At 46.2% G+C, this 19,355-nt stretch carries 20 protein-coding genes and 1 tRNA gene; 19 read left to right on the forward strand and 2 right to left on the reverse strand.

Annotated elements, in window-relative coordinates:
- Nucleotides 1-16: 16 nt before the first annotated feature.
- From pyrI to C7379_RS00555, 3 genes are all read left to right on the forward strand, one after another.
- Nucleotides 17-472, forward strand: a complete 456-nt coding sequence (gene pyrI, locus C7379_RS00545) for an aspartate carbamoyltransferase regulatory subunit (protein ID WP_116615513.1) — start codon at nucleotides 17-19, stop codon at nucleotides 470-472.
- 147 nt (nucleotides 473-619) lie between these two features.
- Nucleotides 620-1,900, forward strand: a complete 1,281-nt coding sequence (gene glyA, locus C7379_RS00550) for a serine hydroxymethyltransferase (RefSeq protein ID WP_116615514.1) — start codon at nucleotides 620-622, stop codon at nucleotides 1,898-1,900.
- 84 nt (nucleotides 1,901-1,984) lie between these two features.
- A complete protein-coding gene (locus tag C7379_RS00555) occupies nucleotides 1,985-2,554 on the forward strand; it encodes a hypothetical protein (protein ID WP_116615515.1) in 570 nt (189 codons plus the stop codon).
- Between the two features lie 82 nt (nucleotides 2,555-2,636).
- On the opposite strand, the gene C7379_RS00560 is transcribed toward C7379_RS00555, so the two are convergent.
- Entirely contained in the window at nucleotides 2,637-3,473 is an 837-nt protein-coding gene (locus tag C7379_RS00560; protein ID WP_116615516.1) for a DUF5715 family protein, read from the reverse strand.
- 156 nt (nucleotides 3,474-3,629) lie between these two features.
- Here C7379_RS00560 and C7379_RS00565 point away from each other — a divergent pair, with 156 nt between their 5' ends.
- The 8 genes from C7379_RS00565 (at nucleotide 3,630) to pyrF (ending at nucleotide 11,105) form a co-directional block, all read left to right on the forward strand.
- Nucleotides 3,630-4,661, forward strand: coding sequence for a PhoH family protein (locus C7379_RS00565; RefSeq protein ID WP_116615517.1), 1,032 nt, complete (start codon nucleotides 3,630-3,632; stop codon nucleotides 4,659-4,661).
- Between the two features lie 68 nt (nucleotides 4,662-4,729).
- Nucleotides 4,730-5,680 (forward strand): phosphoribosylaminoimidazolesuccinocarboxamide synthase, encoded by a 951-nt coding sequence (locus tag C7379_RS00570; RefSeq protein WP_116615518.1) that lies wholly within the window; start codon nucleotides 4,730-4,732, stop codon nucleotides 5,678-5,680.
- A gap of 9 nt (nucleotides 5,681-5,689) precedes the next feature.
- Nucleotides 5,690-6,424 (forward strand): bifunctional demethylmenaquinone methyltransferase/2-methoxy-6-polyprenyl-1,4-benzoquinol methylase UbiE, encoded by a 735-nt coding sequence (ubiE, locus tag C7379_RS00575; protein ID WP_116615519.1) that lies wholly within the window; start codon nucleotides 5,690-5,692, stop codon nucleotides 6,422-6,424.
- Between the two features lie 50 nt (nucleotides 6,425-6,474).
- On the forward strand, nucleotides 6,475-7,221 hold the full coding sequence (locus C7379_RS00580; protein ID WP_116615520.1) for a shikimate dehydrogenase family protein: 747 nt from the start codon (nucleotides 6,475-6,477) through the stop codon (nucleotides 7,219-7,221).
- A 16-nt stretch (nucleotides 7,222-7,237) separates the two neighbouring features.
- Nucleotides 7,238-8,401 (forward strand): AIR synthase related protein, encoded by a 1,164-nt coding sequence (locus tag C7379_RS00585; RefSeq protein WP_116615521.1) that lies wholly within the window; start codon nucleotides 7,238-7,240, stop codon nucleotides 8,399-8,401.
- Between the two features lie 4 nt (nucleotides 8,402-8,405).
- Nucleotides 8,406-9,143 carry an HTH domain-containing protein gene (locus C7379_RS00590; protein ID WP_116615522.1) on the forward strand — a complete coding sequence of 246 codons (738 nt, stop codon included), beginning with the start codon at nucleotides 8,406-8,408 and terminating at the stop codon, nucleotides 9,141-9,143.
- A gap of 25 nt (nucleotides 9,144-9,168) precedes the next feature.
- Nucleotides 9,169-10,281, forward strand: coding sequence for a peptide chain release factor 1 (gene prfA, locus C7379_RS00595; RefSeq protein ID WP_116615523.1), 1,113 nt, complete (start codon nucleotides 9,169-9,171; stop codon nucleotides 10,279-10,281).
- A 2-nt stretch (nucleotides 10,282-10,283) separates the two neighbouring features.
- Nucleotides 10,284-11,105 carry an orotidine-5'-phosphate decarboxylase gene (gene pyrF, locus C7379_RS00600; protein WP_116615524.1) on the forward strand — a complete coding sequence of 274 codons (822 nt, stop codon included), beginning with the start codon at nucleotides 10,284-10,286 and terminating at the stop codon, nucleotides 11,103-11,105.
- Nucleotides 11,106-11,989: 884 nt separating this feature from the next.
- Here pyrF and C7379_RS00605 read toward each other — a convergent pair.
- A tRNA-Thr gene (locus C7379_RS00605) sits at nucleotides 11,990-12,063 on the reverse strand.
- 255 nt (nucleotides 12,064-12,318) lie between these two features.
- Here C7379_RS00605 and C7379_RS00610 point away from each other — a divergent pair.
- The 8 genes from C7379_RS00610 to C7379_RS00645 all read left to right on the forward strand — a co-directional run bounded on the left by C7379_RS00610 (nucleotide 12,319) and on the right by C7379_RS00645 (nucleotide 19,318).
- Nucleotides 12,319-12,876, forward strand: a complete 558-nt coding sequence (locus C7379_RS00610) for a DUF4199 domain-containing protein (RefSeq protein WP_243406665.1) — start codon at nucleotides 12,319-12,321, stop codon at nucleotides 12,874-12,876.
- Nucleotides 12,877-12,890: 14 nt separating this feature from the next.
- Nucleotides 12,891-13,844: a glycosyltransferase family 2 protein gene (locus C7379_RS00615; RefSeq protein WP_116615526.1), complete on the forward strand. Its 954-nt coding sequence runs from the start codon at nucleotides 12,891-12,893 to the stop codon at nucleotides 13,842-13,844.
- Nucleotides 13,844-14,332 carry a DUF6452 family protein gene (locus tag C7379_RS00620; protein WP_419185295.1) on the forward strand — a complete coding sequence of 163 codons (489 nt, stop codon included), beginning with the start codon at nucleotides 13,844-13,846 and terminating at the stop codon, nucleotides 14,330-14,332. Before C7379_RS00615 ends, C7379_RS00620 begins: the two co-directional genes overlap by 1 nt.
- The gene (locus C7379_RS00625) at nucleotides 14,280-14,996 is read left to right on the forward strand and encodes a DUF6048 family protein (RefSeq protein WP_116615527.1); all 717 of its coding nucleotides are present in this window, start codon (nucleotides 14,280-14,282) and stop codon (nucleotides 14,994-14,996) included. The genes C7379_RS00620 and C7379_RS00625 overlap by 53 nt, the downstream gene beginning before the upstream one ends.
- Before the next feature lies 1 nt (nucleotide 14,997).
- On the forward strand, nucleotides 14,998-16,023 hold the full coding sequence (locus C7379_RS00630; protein ID WP_116615528.1) for an FAD:protein FMN transferase: 1,026 nt from the start codon (nucleotides 14,998-15,000) through the stop codon (nucleotides 16,021-16,023).
- 18 nt (nucleotides 16,024-16,041) lie between these two features.
- A complete protein-coding gene (locus C7379_RS00635) occupies nucleotides 16,042-16,725 on the forward strand; it encodes a Crp/Fnr family transcriptional regulator (RefSeq protein ID WP_116615529.1) in 684 nt (227 codons plus the stop codon).
- Nucleotides 16,726-16,801: 76 nt separating this feature from the next.
- Nucleotides 16,802-18,871 carry a M3 family metallopeptidase gene (locus C7379_RS00640; protein ID WP_116615530.1) on the forward strand — a complete coding sequence of 690 codons (2,070 nt, stop codon included), beginning with the start codon at nucleotides 16,802-16,804 and terminating at the stop codon, nucleotides 18,869-18,871.
- A 12-nt stretch (nucleotides 18,872-18,883) separates the two neighbouring features.
- Nucleotides 18,884-19,318: a dCMP deaminase family protein gene (locus tag C7379_RS00645; RefSeq protein ID WP_036894448.1), complete on the forward strand. Its 435-nt coding sequence runs from the start codon at nucleotides 18,884-18,886 to the stop codon at nucleotides 19,316-19,318.
- The last annotated feature ends 37 nt before the right edge of the window (nucleotides 19,319-19,355 follow it).

Genomic DNA, 19,355 nt, shown 5'->3' on the forward strand with positions numbered 1-19,355 from the left:
TAGCATAAATATCGAGATGGGAAAAAAAGAACTGCAAGTTGCCGCCATTGAGAATGGCACCGTTATTGACCATATACCCGCCGACAAAACATATCAGGTGGTGAGACTGCTCAACCTGCACAATTTGGACGTGCAAGTAACCATTGGCTACAATCTCCCTTCCAAAAAGATAGGCAAGAAGGGCATAATAAAAATTGCCGATAAGTTTTTTACAAATGAGGAAATAAGCCGCCTGTCTGTCATTGCGCCAAAAATTATCCTTAACACCATCAAAAACTATGAGGTGGTGGAGAAAAAAACTGTTGAGACACCAGACGCATTGCATGGCATTATAAAATGCAACAACCCCAAGTGTATCACCAACAATGAGCCTATGCCAACCTATTTCACCATCGTAGACAAAGCGTTGGGCATTGTGAAATGTCATTATTGCGACATGGAGCAAGACATCGAGCAGGTGGAATTGGCATAGTCGAAAGGGAATAAGCGGAGAAAATGACCTTTAAATTAAATATTCACAAATTTTCAACGCTATTATACTTGTTATTAAAAGATTAAATGCTTATATTTGCAACCAAATCGGAACTTTACAATTCATTAATCCTATAAAATCAAATCTATGGAAAAAGACCAAGAAATTTTTGACCTTATCGAACAGGAACACCAACGCCAACTTAGGGGTATGGAGCTCATTGCGTCTGAAAACTTCGTGAGCGAAGAGGTAATGAACGCGATGGGTAGTTTTTTAACCAATAAATATGCAGAGGGACTTCCTGGCAAACGATATTATGGAGGTTGCCAAGTGGTAGACCAAGTGGAGACACTTGCCATTGAGCGCGTAAAGAAACTCTTCGGCGCAGAGTTTGCCAATGTACAGCCTCACTCTGGCGCACAGGCTAACCAAGCTGTACTGTTGGCCGTGCTTAAACCCGGAGATACGTTTATGGGACTCGACCTTGACCACGGTGGGCACCTCTCACACGGTAGCCCTGTGAACACGTCGGGCATCCTGTACAAACCAGTGGGCTATACACTCAACCGTGAGACAGGGCGCGTGGACTATGACGAAATGGAGCGTTTGGCCAAGGAGCACAAGCCCAAACTCATCATTGGCGGAGGCTCTGCCTACAGCCGCGAGTGGGATTACGCCCGCATGCGCAAGATAGCTGATGAGGTGGGTGCCATATTTATGGTAGACATGGCTCATCCCGCCGGACTGATCGCTGCCGGACTGCTGGAAAATCCAGTGAAATACGCTCACATTGTAACAACCACTACGCACAAAACCTTGCGTGGTCCACGCGGTGGAGTTATATTAATAGGTAAAGACTTTGACAATCCTTGGGGATTGACTACCAAGAAGGGAGTGGTGAAAAAGATGAGCACCCTCATCAACTCTGCCGTTTTCCCTGGCAACCAAGGTGGCCCATTGGAGCACGTCATCGCAGCCAAGGCTGTGGGCTTCAATGAAAATCTTGCCCCATCGTGGAAAGAATATGCCAAGCAGGTGAAAGCCAACGCCAAAGTATTGGCACAAGATCTTGTGGACCATGGGTTCAGCATCGTGAGCGGTGGCACAGACAACCACTCAATGTTGCTTGACCTTCGTCAGAAATATCCAGACTTGACGGGTAAAGTAGCAGAAGCAGCTTTGGTGGCCGCTGACCTCACTGTGAACAAAAACAAGGTGCCCTACGATGAACGCAGCGCATTCCAGACATCAGGCATTCGCTTGGGAACAGCTGCCTTGACCACTCGTGGCGCCAAGGAAGATTTGATGCACTTGGTGGCAGACCTCATCGATACCGTGCTGAAAGATCCTGAGAACGATCAGGTGATCAAACAAGTACGTGAGAAAGTAAATGCCACCATGAAGGAATATCCTTTGTTTGCATACTAAAATAAAAGATTAAAACACTCGCACCTGCAAAGGATGATAGGGACGCTGAATTGGGAATATTTCCTGGTTGCGTCCCTATCTGTTATGAAAAAGAAATTGAAAATTAGACACGTCATATTCATCACGCTCGCACTATGCAGTTTGGTAGCGTTTGGTCAAACACCTATTGCCAACCGTGTAAAAGCCGTGGCAAAAAAACTTCCGCAAAGCGCCACGGTGGTGGCGAAATACACAGACAACCAACGTCATTGTCTATACTACATTCACGACAATCGCCTTTTCTGTTATGATGTTATGACCAATCGTTGCGAGGAAACCGTATTCTCGAGCGATGCCTATCACAGCATCGTCTCATCATGGCTCAGTCCAGACGGAAACTTCTTTTTTTTAGTGGTGGACCGGGGTTTCTCTGGAGCGGCATATTGGAATGCTGGACAAGCGCTTTGGCGCTACGATTCGCGTCGAAAGCAATCATACAAGGTGGGAGAAGGGTTTGAAATAAAGCACCGAAGGGGTTGCAACGTCATTAAACGAGGCACGCGCTGTCTAAATCCACATGCAACAATCAAGCAACAAAGATGGATGGCAAAAGACCATTATTACGACCTCTATGGCAAAGTGATATGGAGCAAAGATGAATATGAGGTAAAATAAGGTAGATGATAAACCTTATTTACACCACGTTTTTTGATAGAAGCAGCCACGGAAGCCATCAGAAATCGTGACATAGGAAACCCTATCTCACGGTGATGTGAAAACAACCTTGTTTCACTTCGTACTTGATATAACATCGGCCAGACTCTCGCATATCGCGCAAAACTTCAGCAAGGATGTATTTCAAGGTGTCATTGCGCACTTTCCAACGATTTTCGCCGGGTGCCTCAACCGTTTTATAACGATTGTAGCACACGTCAAACGTGGTGCCGTACAGATGACAACTGTTCTCGGTGGCGTTGAAATTTCTATTTCTCAACTTAGCCACATCATCCTTGGTACGCAGCGCGCTGGTGACGATCACTTGATGAAGGGGTACGCCTTTCATCTGCAAACTGTCATAAAAATTGCGCCCAATGTCATGCAACAAGTTCGAGGCGCGAGGCACTAAGTAAGGTATGCTGTTGTTAAGTTTGTCTATATGGAAATAAGGATTGCTGCCCACGTAGACCAACTCAGACTTGCGCCGCTCCGCATCATCGCGATTTAAGACAGGCTTCACGCCCCATTGTTTGGCCGCGACATGCTGAACGTCTTGCATGTCAGGAAATGTTTTGGAATAACTGGATACACTCATGATCTTGGTTTGGGCCACAGAGCCATCCGCATTAAAAAATCTTGAATGAGGCGAACCATCATGATGAACATCAATTGGCACTGGCTCACTCTTTATTCTGTTGGCAACTTGAGTGCTGTCAGATTTTGGCCGTTCGACTTTACGTTCCGCTGTGACAATGTCATTAGACTTGTTGGCAGGCATTTTGTCATTGGCAACTGATGGAAAGATGCAGCGCACGATCGCCAACACGACAGTGACGACCAGAAAACCTTCAAGATACCTCTTCTTCGTTATTTTCATTTCAATTGCAAAAATAGTACAATTCAAAAGAATTACAAAACAAAATGATAGGAAAAGCAAAAACGTAAAAAGATATTTTCAAGCATTTTGTTTTCTGTTTCACATAAATATTGTAATTTTGCATCAATACAAATTATTACTTTATAATCAAGCAACTTGATAGAGAAGCATATAGTTTTGGAGGACATTGACCCTGTGGTCTTCTATGGTGTTAACAACACCCACCTTCAAATGTTGAAATCTTTGTTCCCACGATTTAGAATAATGGCGCGGGATAACGTTATCAGAATCTTGGGCGATAGCGATGATATGCCACGTATTGAAGTCTGCATTGAGAAAATGCGCAAGCATGTACTGAAATACAACGCTATTTCCGACGAGGATATTTTGGACATAATTCACGGCCATCAAACCAAGGCTGACTCCGTCAAAAACGTTGTTGTGTACAGCACTTCTGGCAAACCTATCAGAGGCAGGTCGGCCAACCAACAGCAACTCGTCGACGCTTTTGAAAAAAAAGACATGATCTTTGCGGTAGGTCCAGCAGGAACGGGAAAGACATACCTTAGCATCGCCTTGGCCGTAAAAGCCTTGAAAGAGAAAAGTGCAAAAAAAATCATACTGAGCAGGCCGGCTGTTGAGGCTGGCGAGAAATTGGGATTTCTGCCCGGAGACATGAAAGAGAAGATAGATCCCTATCTCCAACCACTCTACGACTCATTGGAAGACATGATCCCCGCCAACCGTTTGCAAGACCTGCTCGACAAGAATATCATACAAATTGCCCCCTTGGCATTCATGCGCGGTCGCACGCTCAATGATGCCGTGGTTATTCTCGACGAGGCGCAAAACACGACCACGGCACAAATAAGAATGTTTCTTACCCGAATGGGATGGAACTCCAAGATGATAATAACGGGCGACATGACTCAAATAGACTTGCCGCACAACCAAAAAAGCGGTCTCAAAGAAGCTCTTGAGATACTCTCGGGCATAGACGATATTGCTGTTATCAATCTCACACAAAAAGATATTGTAAGGCATAAACTTGTAACAAGCATTGTCAACGCATACCAAGCTTACGACAAAAAAAAACTTTATGAGCATGACGATGACCAAAAAAGCGACCCTAACACACATGCGTCACGTCATATTTCAGAGCACAATGGCGAAAACGATAGTAAATAGTCAAATCATTTAAAATAGGAGCCCCACTGCCAAAGGCACTTCTTGCAATAGGTAAGGGGAAAGATTTTATGAAAGCATTAACAAGTACCGATTTCCATTTTGATGGACAAAAGAGCGTTTATCACGGTAAAGTCCGCGATGTTTACAACATTAACGACGACCTGATTGTAATGGTCGCCACCGACAGAATTTCTGCTTTTGACGTGGTTTTACCCAAGGGTATCCCTTACAAAGGACAAGTTTTGAACCAAATCGCCTCCAAATTTTTGGATTCCACGAGTGACATTTGTCCCAACTGGAAACTCGCCACACCAGACCCAATGGTTACGGTGGGCGTGAAATGCGAGGGGTTTCGGGTTGAGATGATTATTCGGTCTATCCTTACAGGCTCTGCATGGAGAGCTTACAAAGACGGTTGCCGTGAGCTTTGTGGCGTAAAATTGCCTGATGGAATGCGTGAAAACGAGCGTTTTCCTGAGCCTATCGTAACCCCAACAACTAAGGCGGACGAGGGCCATGACCTGAATATATCGCGCGAGGAAATCATTAAACAAGGCATTGTGTCTGCTGAAGATTATTCAGTTATTGAAGATTGGACACGCAAACTCTTTGCTCGCGGACAGAAAATAGCTGCCGAGCACGGACTCATACTTGTGGATACCAAGTATGAATTTGGAAAAAACGGCGATCAAATCTATCTCATTGACGAGATACATACCCCCGATTCAAGCCGCTATTTCTATGCTGATGGCTATGAAGAACGCTTCAAGAAGGGAGAACCACAACGGCAACTCTCTAAAGAATTTGTTCGCCAGTGGCTCATAGAGCACGATTTTATGAACGAGCCAGGCCAAAAAATGCCAGAAATCACCGATGAATACGCAGAGAGCGTATCCGAAAGATATATAGAGCTCTATGAGCACATCACTGGTGAAAAGTTCCAAAAAGCAGCACAAGAAGATAATCTTGCCGCTCGTATTGAGAAGAACGTGAAGGATTATCTTGCTTCACGCAAGTAAATCTCATACATGTATCAGCAAGAAAACATAAAACCCTACGGCAAAAGCGGTGAGAAAGGCAAGCTCGTGGAAAAGATGTTCGACAACATCGCAGACCATTACGACTTCCTTAATCACGGCTTGTCGTGGAATATTGACAAAGGATGGAGGCGCAAAGCCATCAAGCGACTTGAGCGTTTCCATCCTCAAGTTATTCTCGACATAGCTACCGGGACGGGAGATTTTGCCATGTTGGCAGCCAGAACATTGCATCCCAAACAAGTGATCGGCGCGGATATATCAGAGGGAATGATGGCTGTGGGCAAAAAAAAAGTGGCCGAAGCCAACTTGCAAGACATTGTAACGTTCCAAAAGGAAGACTCTCTCAACATGTCTTTTGCTGACAATAGTTTCGATGCCGTGACCGTAGCATTTGGTATCCGAAATTTCCAAGACCTTGACAAAGGCCTTCGAGAAATATGCCGCGTGCTGAAACCCAATGGCCATCTTGTCATCATCGAGCTAACCACACCGATCTCTTTTCCGATGAGACAACTTTTCAAGCTCTATTCGCACACCTTTTTGCCTGCTTATGCTCATCTCATTTCAAAAGACAAAAGCGCTTACCAATATCTCACGGCCACAATCGAGGCGTTTCCGCATGGCGAGCAACTCATGGGCATCCTTCAGAAAGCAGGATTTAAAGAAACAGCTTTCAAGCGAATGACTTTTGGCATTTGCACGCTCTGCGTCGCGACAAAATAACATCCGGAAACTTTACACACCATTCATAGACTCACTAAAAGCAAATCATCATGGATATATACGGACTTATAGGCTATCCACTTGGACACTCTTTTTCCATCAGTTATTTCAACGAAAAATTCCAAAACGAGGGTATCGATGCCGTTTATAACAATTTCGAGATACCGACCATAGAGGATTTTCCAGAAGTAGTCGACACAAATCCAGACCTTCGAGGTTTGAATGTCACTATACCCTACAAGGAGCAAGTGATCAAGTATTTAGACGAATTAAGTCCTGAAGCTCAAGCCATTGGAGCCGTCAATGTTATCAAGGTGACTCGTCGAGGCAAAAAAAACACACTAAAGGGCTTTAACAGCGATGTTATTGGCTTCACGAAGAGCATCGAGCCATTGCTCAAATCATGCCATAAGAAAGCCTTGTTGCTTGGTACGGGCGGCGCCTCCAAAGCCGTGGACTATGGCCTGAGATCTCTCGGCCTCAAAACCTTAAAAGTGAGTCGTACAAACAAACACCCTGCCATAACATACGAAGACGTTACACCCAAGATGGTCAAAGACTACAACGTCATCGTCAATTGTACGCCGGTGGGAATGTATCCGCACGCTGACGAATGCCCTCGACTACCTTACGAGGCTATGGACAGCAACACTTTATTGTATGATTTGTTATACAACCCAGACGAAACGCTCTTTATGAAAAAGGGCAAAGCGCAAGGCGCCACGGTAAAAAACGGCTTGGAAATGCTTCTCTTGCAAGCATTCGAAAGTTGGAGATTTTGGAATCAACAAGATTAAACACAACTTTTCAATTATGAACAACAGATATATGCTGCGTGGCGTAAGCGCGGCCAAAGAGGATGTACACAATGCTATCAAGCACATAGACAAGGGCCTCTTCCCCCAAGCCTTTTGTAAGATCATTCCTGACATTCTTGGCGGTGATCCCGATTACTGCAATATCATGCACGCCGATGGCGCTGGCACCAAATCGTCATTGGCTTACATGTATTGGAAAGAGACCGGCGACTTAACCGTATGGAAAGGTATCGCACAAGATGCCATAGTGATGAACACAGACGATTTGCTCTGCGTGGGAGCCGTGGACAACATTTTGGTATCGAGCACCATCGGTCGAAACAAAATGTTAGTGCCGGGAGAGGTCATCAGCGCCATTATCAACGGCACGGACCAACTGCTCGCACAAATGCGCGACATGGGCATAGGCATCTATCCCACAGGGGGAGAGACAGCCGACGTGGGCGACCTTGTGCGTACCATCATTGTCGACTCCACCGTGACATGTCGCATGAAGCGAGCCGATGTCATCAACAACGCCAACATCCGTCCGGGCGACGTCATAGTCGGACTCAGCTCCACGGGCCAAGCTACTTACGAGACACGTTACAACGGTGGCATGGGCAGCAATGGCCTTACAAGCGCACGCCACGATGTATTCGCCAAATATTTGGCTGGGAAATTTCCCGAAAGTTATGACCACGCTGTGCCCAACGAGCTGGTTTACAGTGGCAAATACAAACTCACTGACCCCGCGGAAGACACCCTATTGAACGCAGGCCAACTCGTGTTGTCGCCCACTCGCACTTACGCGCCGGTCATCAAAAGGCTGCTTGACCATTTGCGCCCAGAAATTCACGGCATGGTACATTGTACAGGTGGAGCGCAAACCAAGGTACTTCACTTCGTGGGCGAAAATTGTCGTGTTGTCAAAGACAACATGTTCCCCACTCCACCACTGTTCAAAATCATCCACGATTGTTCCGGAACCGACTGGAAGGAGATGTACCAAGTGTTCAACATGGGGCATCGCATGGAAATATACGTCCGTCCTGAAATAGCCAGTCAGGTCATTGACGTAAGCAGAAGTTTCAACATCGACGCTCAAGTGGTGGGGCACATCGAGGAAGGTCATCGCTCATTAACTATTAAATCAGAATACGGAGAATATAATTACTAATGGCATGACTATCAAAGACGCAGTTCTAAAAAGTTTGGAAGATTTCCCTCAAGGAGCTACGATAAGAGAATTATTCGATAATATTATCGAAAAAAACATATTCTCTTTTAATCCTGAAGCCAAGACGCCCTTAGCCAGCACCTCGGCTATTTTGTATGTAATGTGCAAGGAAGGCGACCCGAGAATTCTGAAAATTAAAGATGCCAACAGAACGACTCGTTTCGCTTTAAGTGACCGATATGTATCCTCATGTGGCACGTCACGCAGCGAAAAAACTGTCGTCGTCGCCAAACCATTATTCAATGAACGCGCCTTGCACCCCTTGTTATGCAAATACATATCCACCATGAGTGTCATGGCGAAAACCATCTACCATGAGAAATCCAACAAAGAGGAGGAGCATCAGAAGTGGATTCATCCAGACATTGTGGGCGTGAAATTCTCCAAAAGGCACAACAAGGCATGCGACGCGCTCTTCAAGGCAGTGAGCAGAAAAGAAAACATATGCCTATATTCATACGAGCTCAAAAAAGCTATCCATAGTGATTACGAGCTGAAAAAATGCTTTTTCCAAGCAGTGTCAAATTCAAGCTGGGCCAATTATGGATACGCGGATGACAAATATTTCGAGTCATCCATCAAGGCTTTGCATGACAAATGCGACAAAATATTACGCACGGAAGACGATATTAGAAATTACTGTGCGCTTAATGGCGTACCTTTCGACATTGAAAATCATTAACCGTAAACAATAAAAATCATTATTGATGACAGAGAATAACGAAATATTAAGCAAACTTGACGGCCTCGAGGCACGCTTCGAGGAGGTGAAAACGCTTATAACCGACCCAGCGGTCATCGCGGACCAAAAACGCTATGTTAAGCTCACCAAAGAATACAAAGATCTCGGTGACATCATGGACGCTCGCCGGCGCTATGTCAATTGTCTCAACGCCATCAGCGAGGCCAAGGACATCTTGGCCAACGAGGGCGACCCCGACATGAAAGAAATGGCTCGCGAAGAACTGGCGACCAATGAGGATTTACAACCCAAGATAGAGGAAGAGATAAAGCTCGCCCTTGTGCCCAAAGACCCTGAAGACGCCAAAAACGTGCAAATGGAGATACGCGCTGGCACCGGTGGCGACGAGGCCGCGCTCTTTGCGGGCGACTTGTTCAATATGTACAAGAAATTTTGTGACAGCAAAGGCTGGAGCCTTAGCGTCACAAGCGTGTCAGAAGGCTCCGTGGGCGGTTTCAAGGAGATAGACTTCGCCGTGAGCGGCGATGGTGTCTATGGAGTGCTCAAATATGAGAGCGGCGTTCACCGGGTGCAGCGTGTGCCAGCCACCGAGACGCAAGGACGCATGCACACCTCCGCCGCCACCGTGGCCGTGCTGCCCGAGGCCGACAAGTTTGAGGTGAACATCAACGAGGGAGACATCAAATGGGACACCTTTCGCTCAAGTGGAGCCGGCGGACAGAACGTCAACAAGGTTGAGTCTGGCGTTCGGTTGCGTTACCCTTGGAAGAACCCAAGCACGGGCGAGGTTGAGGAAATTCTCATTGAATGCACCGAGACGCGCGACCAACCCAAGAACAAGGAGCGTGCCTTGAGCCGTCTCTACACGTACATTTATGACCACGAGCGTTCCAAATATCTTAGCGATATATCAAACCGTCGCAAGAGCTTGGTGTCCACTGGCGACAGAAGCGCCAAGATACGCACCTACAATTTTCCTCAAGGCAGGGTCACCGACCACCGCATTGGCTACACCACGCACGACCTACAAGGATTTCTGGGCGGTGACATACAAGACATGATAGACCATCTCACCGTGGCCGAAAACGCCGAAAAACTCAAAGAAAACGAACTATAAATATGGAGAAGAAACAATTAGTAGAACAGATTTTCGCCAAGAAATCATTTCTATGCGTGGGACTTGACACCGACATCAAGAAAATTCCCTCGCATTTACTTGACGAGGAAGATCCCATTTTCGCTTTCAACAAAGCCATCATCGATGCCACGGCACCCTATTGCGTGGCTTACAAACCCAACCTTGCGTTCTACGAATGTCTTGGCGTCAAAGGCTTAGTGGCATTCGAGCATACAGTCGAGTATCTCAAAGCCCTCTACCCCAACCATCTCATTATAGCCGATGCCAAGCGAGGCGATATTGGCAATACGTCGGCCATGTACGCCCGCACGTTTTTTGAGCAATATGACATAGACGCCCTCACGGTTGCCCCCTATATGGGTGAGGACAGCGTGACGCCATTTCTTGATTACGCGAACAAGTGGGTCGTGCTGTTGGCGCTGACCTCTAATAAGGGGTCGGGCGATTTCCAGCTCATGGAGAACGCCCATGGAGAACGCCTCTTCGAGCAGGTGTTGCGCAAGAGCCAAGAGTGGGCCGACGATGAGAGAATGATGTATGTGGTTGGAGCCACACAGGGCAGAATGTTCGAGGACATCCGCAAGATAGCGCCACGCCATTTTCTGCTTGTTCCCGGCGTGGGCGCGCAGGGTGGCAGCTTGCAAGAAGTGTGTCGCTATGGCATGAACCAAGAGTGCGGCCTGCTCGTCAATTCCAGTCGTGGCATCATCTATGCCGCCACTGACGAGCGTTTCGCCGATGCTGCCGCTACACAAGCTCGCCAACTGCAAGAACAGATGGCTGTTGAGCTGGATAAAATATAACGACACGCGCCCGACTGTTTTTTACGCTTTGCCATCACTCAGACACATGATGGCAAGGTGTTTCTTGTCTTGTCATTTCCATACATAGCTACATGCACTATGGGTGGAAGAATTTGTGACATGTGTCTGATGTGTCAAAAAAAATCACCAAAAACAACACATTGCGGATTGTCCAATCCGTGCAGGAAAACCGAGACAAATGACCCAAAAATACAGACGTGACATCGCAAAAAACGCAACCAGCATGCGATAAATACATAATCAACGTGCATTTAGCCCATAATGGCAAGCTGATTAGAACGTAGACGCCACCCCATTAACCACTAATCACACCTCGATTAGTGCTTAATGACAAACCGAATAGAAAACTTCTTTTAAGCAAACTGTTGATAGAATACTACAACTATATAATATATAGGTACTTATAGAAAACTCTCATTTCTCGCATATTTGCCAGCTATTTGCAGGATGTTTACACATAAACAATTTTTGAGAGACTACTTGTAGTAATTTTTCACCATGTTTTTTTTGTTTTATTGATTATACTACGTACTTATTATTCTTATTAAACAAATACTTATCACTTTCCACTTGGCAACCATACGTGTTACTTTCAACTACACATAGGGCTATGTAATTGCCACCATGAACCTAATATTACGGAAGTAGTCTATGCAGCCTTTCTCATCTGGAAAGTGCGAGAATAAAGTATTGAGTAACATTTCTGCCATTTTTGAGCAACGTTACTTATTATAAAGTAAACATAAAAGTGTTTATATTCTTTATAGTGTTGTATCCCTCCGAGGCATTATCGAGATGTACTAAAAAACGACAGACATTGGGCGTCACACCTAATGTCTGTCTAAATAACCTATTGAGTCTTGAGCCTCTTGTCGGATTCGAACCAACGACCCCGAGATTACAAATCACGTGCTCTGGCCAACTGAGCTAAAGAGGCAGGTGGGCAAGCTATTCTTATCGCGTCGCTACAACCAAGTACCCTTGCTACGTTCCCATCCTGGGGGATTCCGAGGGAGCTGACCGTAAGAGACTTGCCCATGTCTTTCGGCAGTGTTTACTGCTTTAGCGAGTGCAAAGATAATACATTCCATCGTAAAAGGCATATTGAACAAAAGAAAAGATACCTCATTTAACATAATTTTTGAAAAGTAGAAGCGAGCCGTTCGAGGTATTCGATATAAAATGATTATCTTTGCAACCAATTATGATCAATGTATCAGCACTTGTACAAGTCAAGGCTTTTGCTCGTCAAGACGGTGCTTTTCTCGCCTTGCTGTGGATAGCGAGCTTCTTGCTCGTTGTATTCGCGCCACTGTCTTCATGGGGCAGCCTATTAGCCTTCTCCACTCCTTTTTTTGTGGGTTGGAGATTGGTGCGTTTTCGGGATTATGCCCTCGAAGGCGTCATATCTTATAGGCGAGGATTGGTTTTCTCGTGGTACACGTTTTTTTATGCTGCTCTCATCTTTGCTATCGCCCAATACGTGTATTTTCGTTTTTTCGATCATGGGGCCATGTTGGACATGATGCAAGCCAGCGTAGCCAAACTACAAGGAGCGTACAAAGACAATATGGGCAACGTCAAGCAGGTCGTTGATGAGTTGAACCAGAGTTTAACGATCGTTTCACAAATGCCGGCCATAGAAGTTTCGTTCATCTTTATGATGCAAAACCTGTTTTGGGGCACTTTGCTGAGCTTGCTCATACCACTGTTTGGCATGAGAAAGAAAGCAACAACAAACAAGCAGTAACCTTATAAAATAGTATGGATATATCCGTTATAATACCCCTGTTCAACGAGGAGGAATCGCTGCCCGAGCTACACGCATGGATCAAGCGTGTAATGACGACTAACAATTTCAGCTATGAAATCATATTTGTCAATGACGGCTCCACAGACCGCTCATGGCAAGTCATCGAAGACTTAAGGTCCAAAGACCCCAACGTCAAGGGTATTAAGTTTCGTCGCAATTATGGCAAGAGCCCTGCGCTGTTTTGTGGTTTCAGCAAGGCCAAGGGCAATGTAGTTATCACAATGGACGCAGACCTGCAAGATTCGCCTGACGAAATACCAGAGCTTTACCGCATGATCACCGAGGATGGATACGACTTGGTTTCGGGTTACAAGCAAAAACGCTATGACCCAATATCCAAGACGCTACCTACCAAGCTATTCAACGCCACGGCGCGAAAAATATCGGGCATTCACAATCTGCACGATTTCAACTGTGGGCTTAAGGCTTACAAGCAAGCTGTGGTGAAAAACATAGAGGTCTATGGCGAGATGCATCGCTACATCCCCTATTTGGCTAAAAACGCTGGTTTTACCAAAATCGGCGAGAAAGTGGTGCAACACCAAGCACGCAAATATGGCAACTCCAAGTTTGGAATTAACAGATTTTTCAACGGTTACCTGGATTTGCTGTCGCTATGGTTTCTCACCAACTTTGGTAAAAAACCCATGCACGTGTTCGGCTTTGTCGGCAGCCTCATTTTTTTCATAGGTTTCGTGGCCTTGTGTTGGCTCATCATTGAGAAAGTTATAAATTTGTACAACGGCAACTATGGTGACCTGTTGGCCAACCACGCCTCGTTTTTCATCGCCCTCACGGCGTTGATCCTTGGTTCTCAGTGTTTTTTGGCAGGATTTGTGGGTGACCTTTTGAGCAGGCAAAACCCTGAAAGGAACGATTACCATATAGAAAAAACAATCGACTGATGACGCGTAGACCATTCAAACATTGCTTTTCTCATATCCGCATGGCATTCGTCGTCTTCATCTTGATGGCCTGCTCAAGCGTGGATTGCCCTTTGAACAACACGGTTTACACCAACTACAAGCTCATGGGCGACGTAACCAAGCTGCCAGACCCACTTACCATCTTGACACAAAGGCACGATGGCACGGATACGATACTCATCAACCAATTGGCCCAAGCAGATAGTTTCTCGCTGCCCATGAGCTATGGCGGCAACAAAGACGTGCTCTATTTCAAAACCAAAGAAATACTCGACACCGTGTGGGTGACAAAAACCAACAGACCCCATTTTGAGTCAGTGGACTGTGGGCTAAACTATTTTCACACTATCACCGACGTGCGCTGCACGCACAACGCCATAGACTCCGTGGTTATAAAAGAAAAGGAAGTGACCTATGACATGTCTCCCAAACATTTCTATATCTATTTTAAGAAATATCGTTTTTAGCCTGCTATTACTGGCAACGGCCCAACAAGCAAGCGCCCAAGACGTGCGCAAGGACGCATTGGAAAAGCTACGCCGCAAGCAATTGAACGATTCCATACCTTTTTTCCGTGGCTTCCAAATCAAGGCCGACATGGTGGGATTGATTCAAAAAATGGTCTCCGACTATGGCCAATACGAGGTAGGCCTACGCGTAAACCTCAAGGACAAATACTTTCCCGTACTCGAATTGGGTATTGGTTCGGCCAATCACACCAACATTATAACCGAGACGTCATACAAGACCTCGGCTCCATACGGCAAGATTGGCGCCGATTTCAATATCCTGAAAAACAAGCACGATATCTATCGCATGTACGTAGGAGCACGCTACGCCTACACTTCTTTCAAGTTTGATATTGATCACACCGACATCCCCGATCCCGTATGGGGTGGTTTCACGCCGTTTTCACACCACGACATCAGCGCGTCTTATCAATGGGTAGAGGCATTGGCCAGTGTCTCGGCCAAGATATGGGGTCCACTGCACCTCGGTTGGAGCGCGAGGTACAAGCTTCGAGTGAGACACAACGACGGAGAATTGGGCAACGTGTGGTACGTACCGGGATATGGTATAAAAGGCACTTCAAGGCTCTCGGGGACGTTTGACGTGATATTAGAATTGTAACATGGAAATACAGAAAAACAAAAAACGAGCGTGGCAATTAATTTTTCTTGTCCTGCTGGTCATTGGAACGATATTGATTATAAAGCAACAACGAGATCTACCCTACCAACATGACGAGGGCTTTGTTTTTGGCACGGTTTACCATATAACATACCAACACCACACCAATTTGCAACAAGGCATCGAGGCCGAATTGCAAAAAGTGGATCGAGCGCTGTCCACATTCAACAAGAACTCGACTATATCCAAGGTAAATCGGAACGAAAGTGTCGTGCTTGACGACATGTTCACAGACGTGTTCACGTTGGGAGAGCGCATCGCCAAAGAGACCGACGGAGCCTTTGACATGACCGTAGCCCCTCTCGTCAATGCTTGGGGATTTGGTTTCAAGGCCAGCCCTCCCCCCACGCGAAAGGCGATCAATGATCTAAAAAACATTGTAGGCTATCAAAAAATAAGGTTGAGAGCGGGAAAAATCGTCAAGGATAACCCTCGTATTATGCTTGATTGCTCGGGCATAGCCAAAGGGTACGGTGTGGATGTGGTGGCCGCTTTTCTCAAGAAACAGGGCGTAAAAAACTACATTGTTGAAATTGGTGGAGAGATAGTCTCGGCCGGAATCAACGAGAAACGATTGCCATGGAAAATAGGCGTGACAAAACCCGTGGACGATTCGGTCAGCGTAGACCAAGAGTTGCAGACGGTATTAAACGTCACAGACAAAGCCATGGCCACCAGTGGGAACTACCGTAACTTCTATTACAAAAACGGCAAGAAGCTTGCTCACACCATCGACCCCAAGACAGGCTATCCTGTACAGCACAGCATCTTGTCAGCCACGGTTCTCGCCGACCACTGCGCAACGGCAGACGCATACGCCACTGCTTTCATGGTGATGGGCTTGGACAAGACGAAACTACTGCTGAGGAAACATCCGGAACTGATGGTTTACATTATCTATGCTGACAAGAAAGGACAAAACCAAGTGTGGTATTCGCCCTCAATGAAAGAAAAAATTGTGGAATAACCACGCCATATATCCACCATGGAGACGTTCGAGCTACATAAAAAACTAATCTCGCTACCACTCTTCGTAGGCATGGGACATGAAGAGTTGAGTGAGATTATCGCCAAAACAAAGTTCGATTTCAAGAAAGCCAACCCCGGAGAGACCATTGTGCGCGAGGGAGAGAAAAGTGGGCAGCTGCTTTTGTTGGTTGATGGCGATATACAAACAAGCACCTATGCCGATGACCACGGTTATGAGGTATGCGAGTATCTCCGCGCTCCCTTGGCCTTGCAACCGGAGCGTACGTTTGGCTTGGCTCAACGCTACTCATCCACCGTGTTTGCCCTGACTGCTTGCAACATTATCTGTATCAATAAAAACGAGACCCTCAAGCTCTCTAACTACTCTCTTATATTCAGGCTGAACTTACTCAATGCAATCTCAACGGCGCTACAGAAAAAATATCATCAAGACTGGCTCAGTGTACCTACGCATTTAGAGCAACGAATATGCCGTTTTTTCCTCTCACATTGTATACGCCCTGCTGGTCGGAAAACGTTCAAAATCAAAATGACACGTATAGCTGAAGAGCTTAACGATAACAGGTTGAACGTATCACATGTATTGAACGACATGGCACGCAAAGACCTATTGACGCTACACAGGGAACGGATAGACATTCCCGCTATAGAGCGACTGTCAAACAGTGCCATAAGTTAAAATTTACTTATTAATAATAGGTGTAGCATCTTTTTATTACCTTTGCAATACGTAATTGAGAAAGTCATAGGATGTTATGAATCAACCTGAGATAAAAAAAAATCCGTTCATGGAGCCATATGAAACACTCCATGACACGGTTCCATTTGATAAAATTAAGTTCGAGCACTATGAGGAGGCCTTCATGGAGGGCATACGAAGGGATAACGAGTCCATAGCCAAAATAGTAGAAAATCCTGACACCCCAACTTTCCGTAACACCATTGCAGTGGAAGACGACTCCAAAGGCAAGCACTATTACGACTTGTTGGACCGCGTGTCGACGGTGTTTTCTTGCATGATGAGCGCCAACACCAACGACAAGATGGAGGAGCTGGCTCAAAAAATCAGCCCTATATTGACACAGCATGGCAACGACCTGATATTCAACAAGAAACTCTTCGAGCGTGTGAAATATGTGCACGACCATCACGAGAAGCTCACCCCGGAGGAACAAACACTCCTTGACAAGGAATACGACGCGTTTGTGAGAAGCGGCGCCTTGCTCGGAGATACGGATAAAGAGCGACTGCGCAAGCTGACGGAAGAGGCAGGTATCCTGACACTACAATTCTCGCAAAACCTACTGAAAGAAAACAAGGCGTATACCCTTCATATAACTGACAAGGCTGACTTGGAAGGTCTTCCCGACACTGCCATAGAGGCCGCGGCTGCCGCCGCCAAGGAGAAGAATATGGAAGGATGGTTATTCACGCTCGACTATCCCAGTTATTCTCCATTCATGTCATATGCCAAAAACCGCGATTTACGCGAGCAAATGTATATGGCACGCAATACGGAATGTATTAAAAATAACGATGAGAACAACTTGAAGATATGTCAACGACTCATTAACTTGAGACGTGAAATGGCTCAATTGATAGGCTATGAGACCTATGCCGACTACGTGTTGAAGCACCGGATGGCTGGCAGCACACGCCGAGTGTACAAACTTCTTGACGATCTTATAGAAGCCTACAAGCCTAAAGCCATCGAGGAGTTGAATGACATAAAAGCCAAAGCCAGGACCATGGAGGGCGAGAACTTTGAGCTGAAGCCTTGGGATTTCTCGTATTACGCGCACAAACTGCAAATGGAAAAATTCAATCTCGACGCGGAAATGCTTCGGCCTTATTTTCAGCTTGACAAGGTGGTTGAGGGCGTATTTGGGCTGGCCAACAAACTGTACGGCATATCTTTTAAGGAAAACAAGGAAATACCCGTGTATCATCCTGACGTGAAAGCCTATGAGGTATTTGACGAGGATGGCAGTTTCCTTGCCGTGTTCTACGCTGATTTCTACCCCAGAGACGGCAAACAGGGCGGTGCGTGGATGACGGAATTTCAAGGGCAATATATCAACAGCAAGGGTGAGAACATTAGGCCGCACGTAAGCGTGGTGATGAACCTCACAAAACCTACGGCTTCCAAGCCAGCCCTGCTCACTATGGGCGAGGTGGAGACATTCTTGCACGAGTTCGGACACTCGCTCCACGGCATGTTGGCCAACACTCGGTTTGAGAGTTTGTCGGGCACAAACGTATGGTGGGATTTTGTGGAAATGCCATCGCAATTCATGGAAAACTACTCCACCGAAAAGGATTTCCTGCGTACTTTTGCGTTTCATTACAAGACAGGAGAGCCTATTCCAGACGAGCTAATAGACCGTATACGCCAAAGTCGCAATTTTAACGTGGCGTACGCTTGCCTACGACAGGTGAGCTTCGGACTGCTCGACATGGCTTACTACACACAGAAAACGGAGTTCAAGGAAGACATTATTCCTTTTGAGAAAAAAGCTTGGGATAAAGCCATGGTGGCCGAGCAACTGCCCAATACCTGTATGACCACCCAATTCTCGCATATTATGGCTGGCGGATACGCAGCTGGATACTATAGCTATAAATGGGCAGAGGTACTTGACGCGGATGCTTTCAGCGTGTTCAAAAAGAACGGCATATTTGACCATGATACAGCCAAACGATTGCGATCATGCGTCCTTTCAAAAGGCGGTACGGAAAACCCGATGACACTGTACAAGCGTTTTCGCGGGCAAGAACCCACAATTGACGCTTTGTTGGTACGCAATGGCATCAAAGAGGCATAACCCAATAGAAAGATGGAAGAGACCAACCGAGAAACAAAAAGACGACTGCTTGACGGGAGATACCTGCGTATGGCTCGCATTTGGGCGGAAAACTCATATTGCAAACGGCGACAAGTGGGAGCGTTGGTGGTCAAGGACAAAATGATTATCAGCGATGGCTACAACGGCACCCCCAGTGGTTTTGAGAATGTTTGCGAAGACGAGAACAACGTAACCAAGCCATATGTGCTGCACGCTGAAGCCAACGCCATCACTAAATTGGCGCGTTCGCACAACAACAGTGACGGCGCGACCCTCTACGTCACGGCCTCGCCATGTATAGAGTGCGCTAAACTCATCATACAATCTGGCATCAAACGCGTGGTATACGGAGAGACCTACCGGTTAGATGACGGCATAAGGTTGCTTGAGCGAGCTGGCATAGACGTGGTGTTATTAGACAAATAAACCCGAGACAAAACAGTTTAGCCAGTGCGGCGCCACA

The sequence above is a fragment of the Hallella colorans genome (assembly GCF_003096815.1).
Classification (GTDB): Bacteria; Bacteroidota; Bacteroidia; order Bacteroidales; family Bacteroidaceae; genus Prevotella; species Prevotella colorans.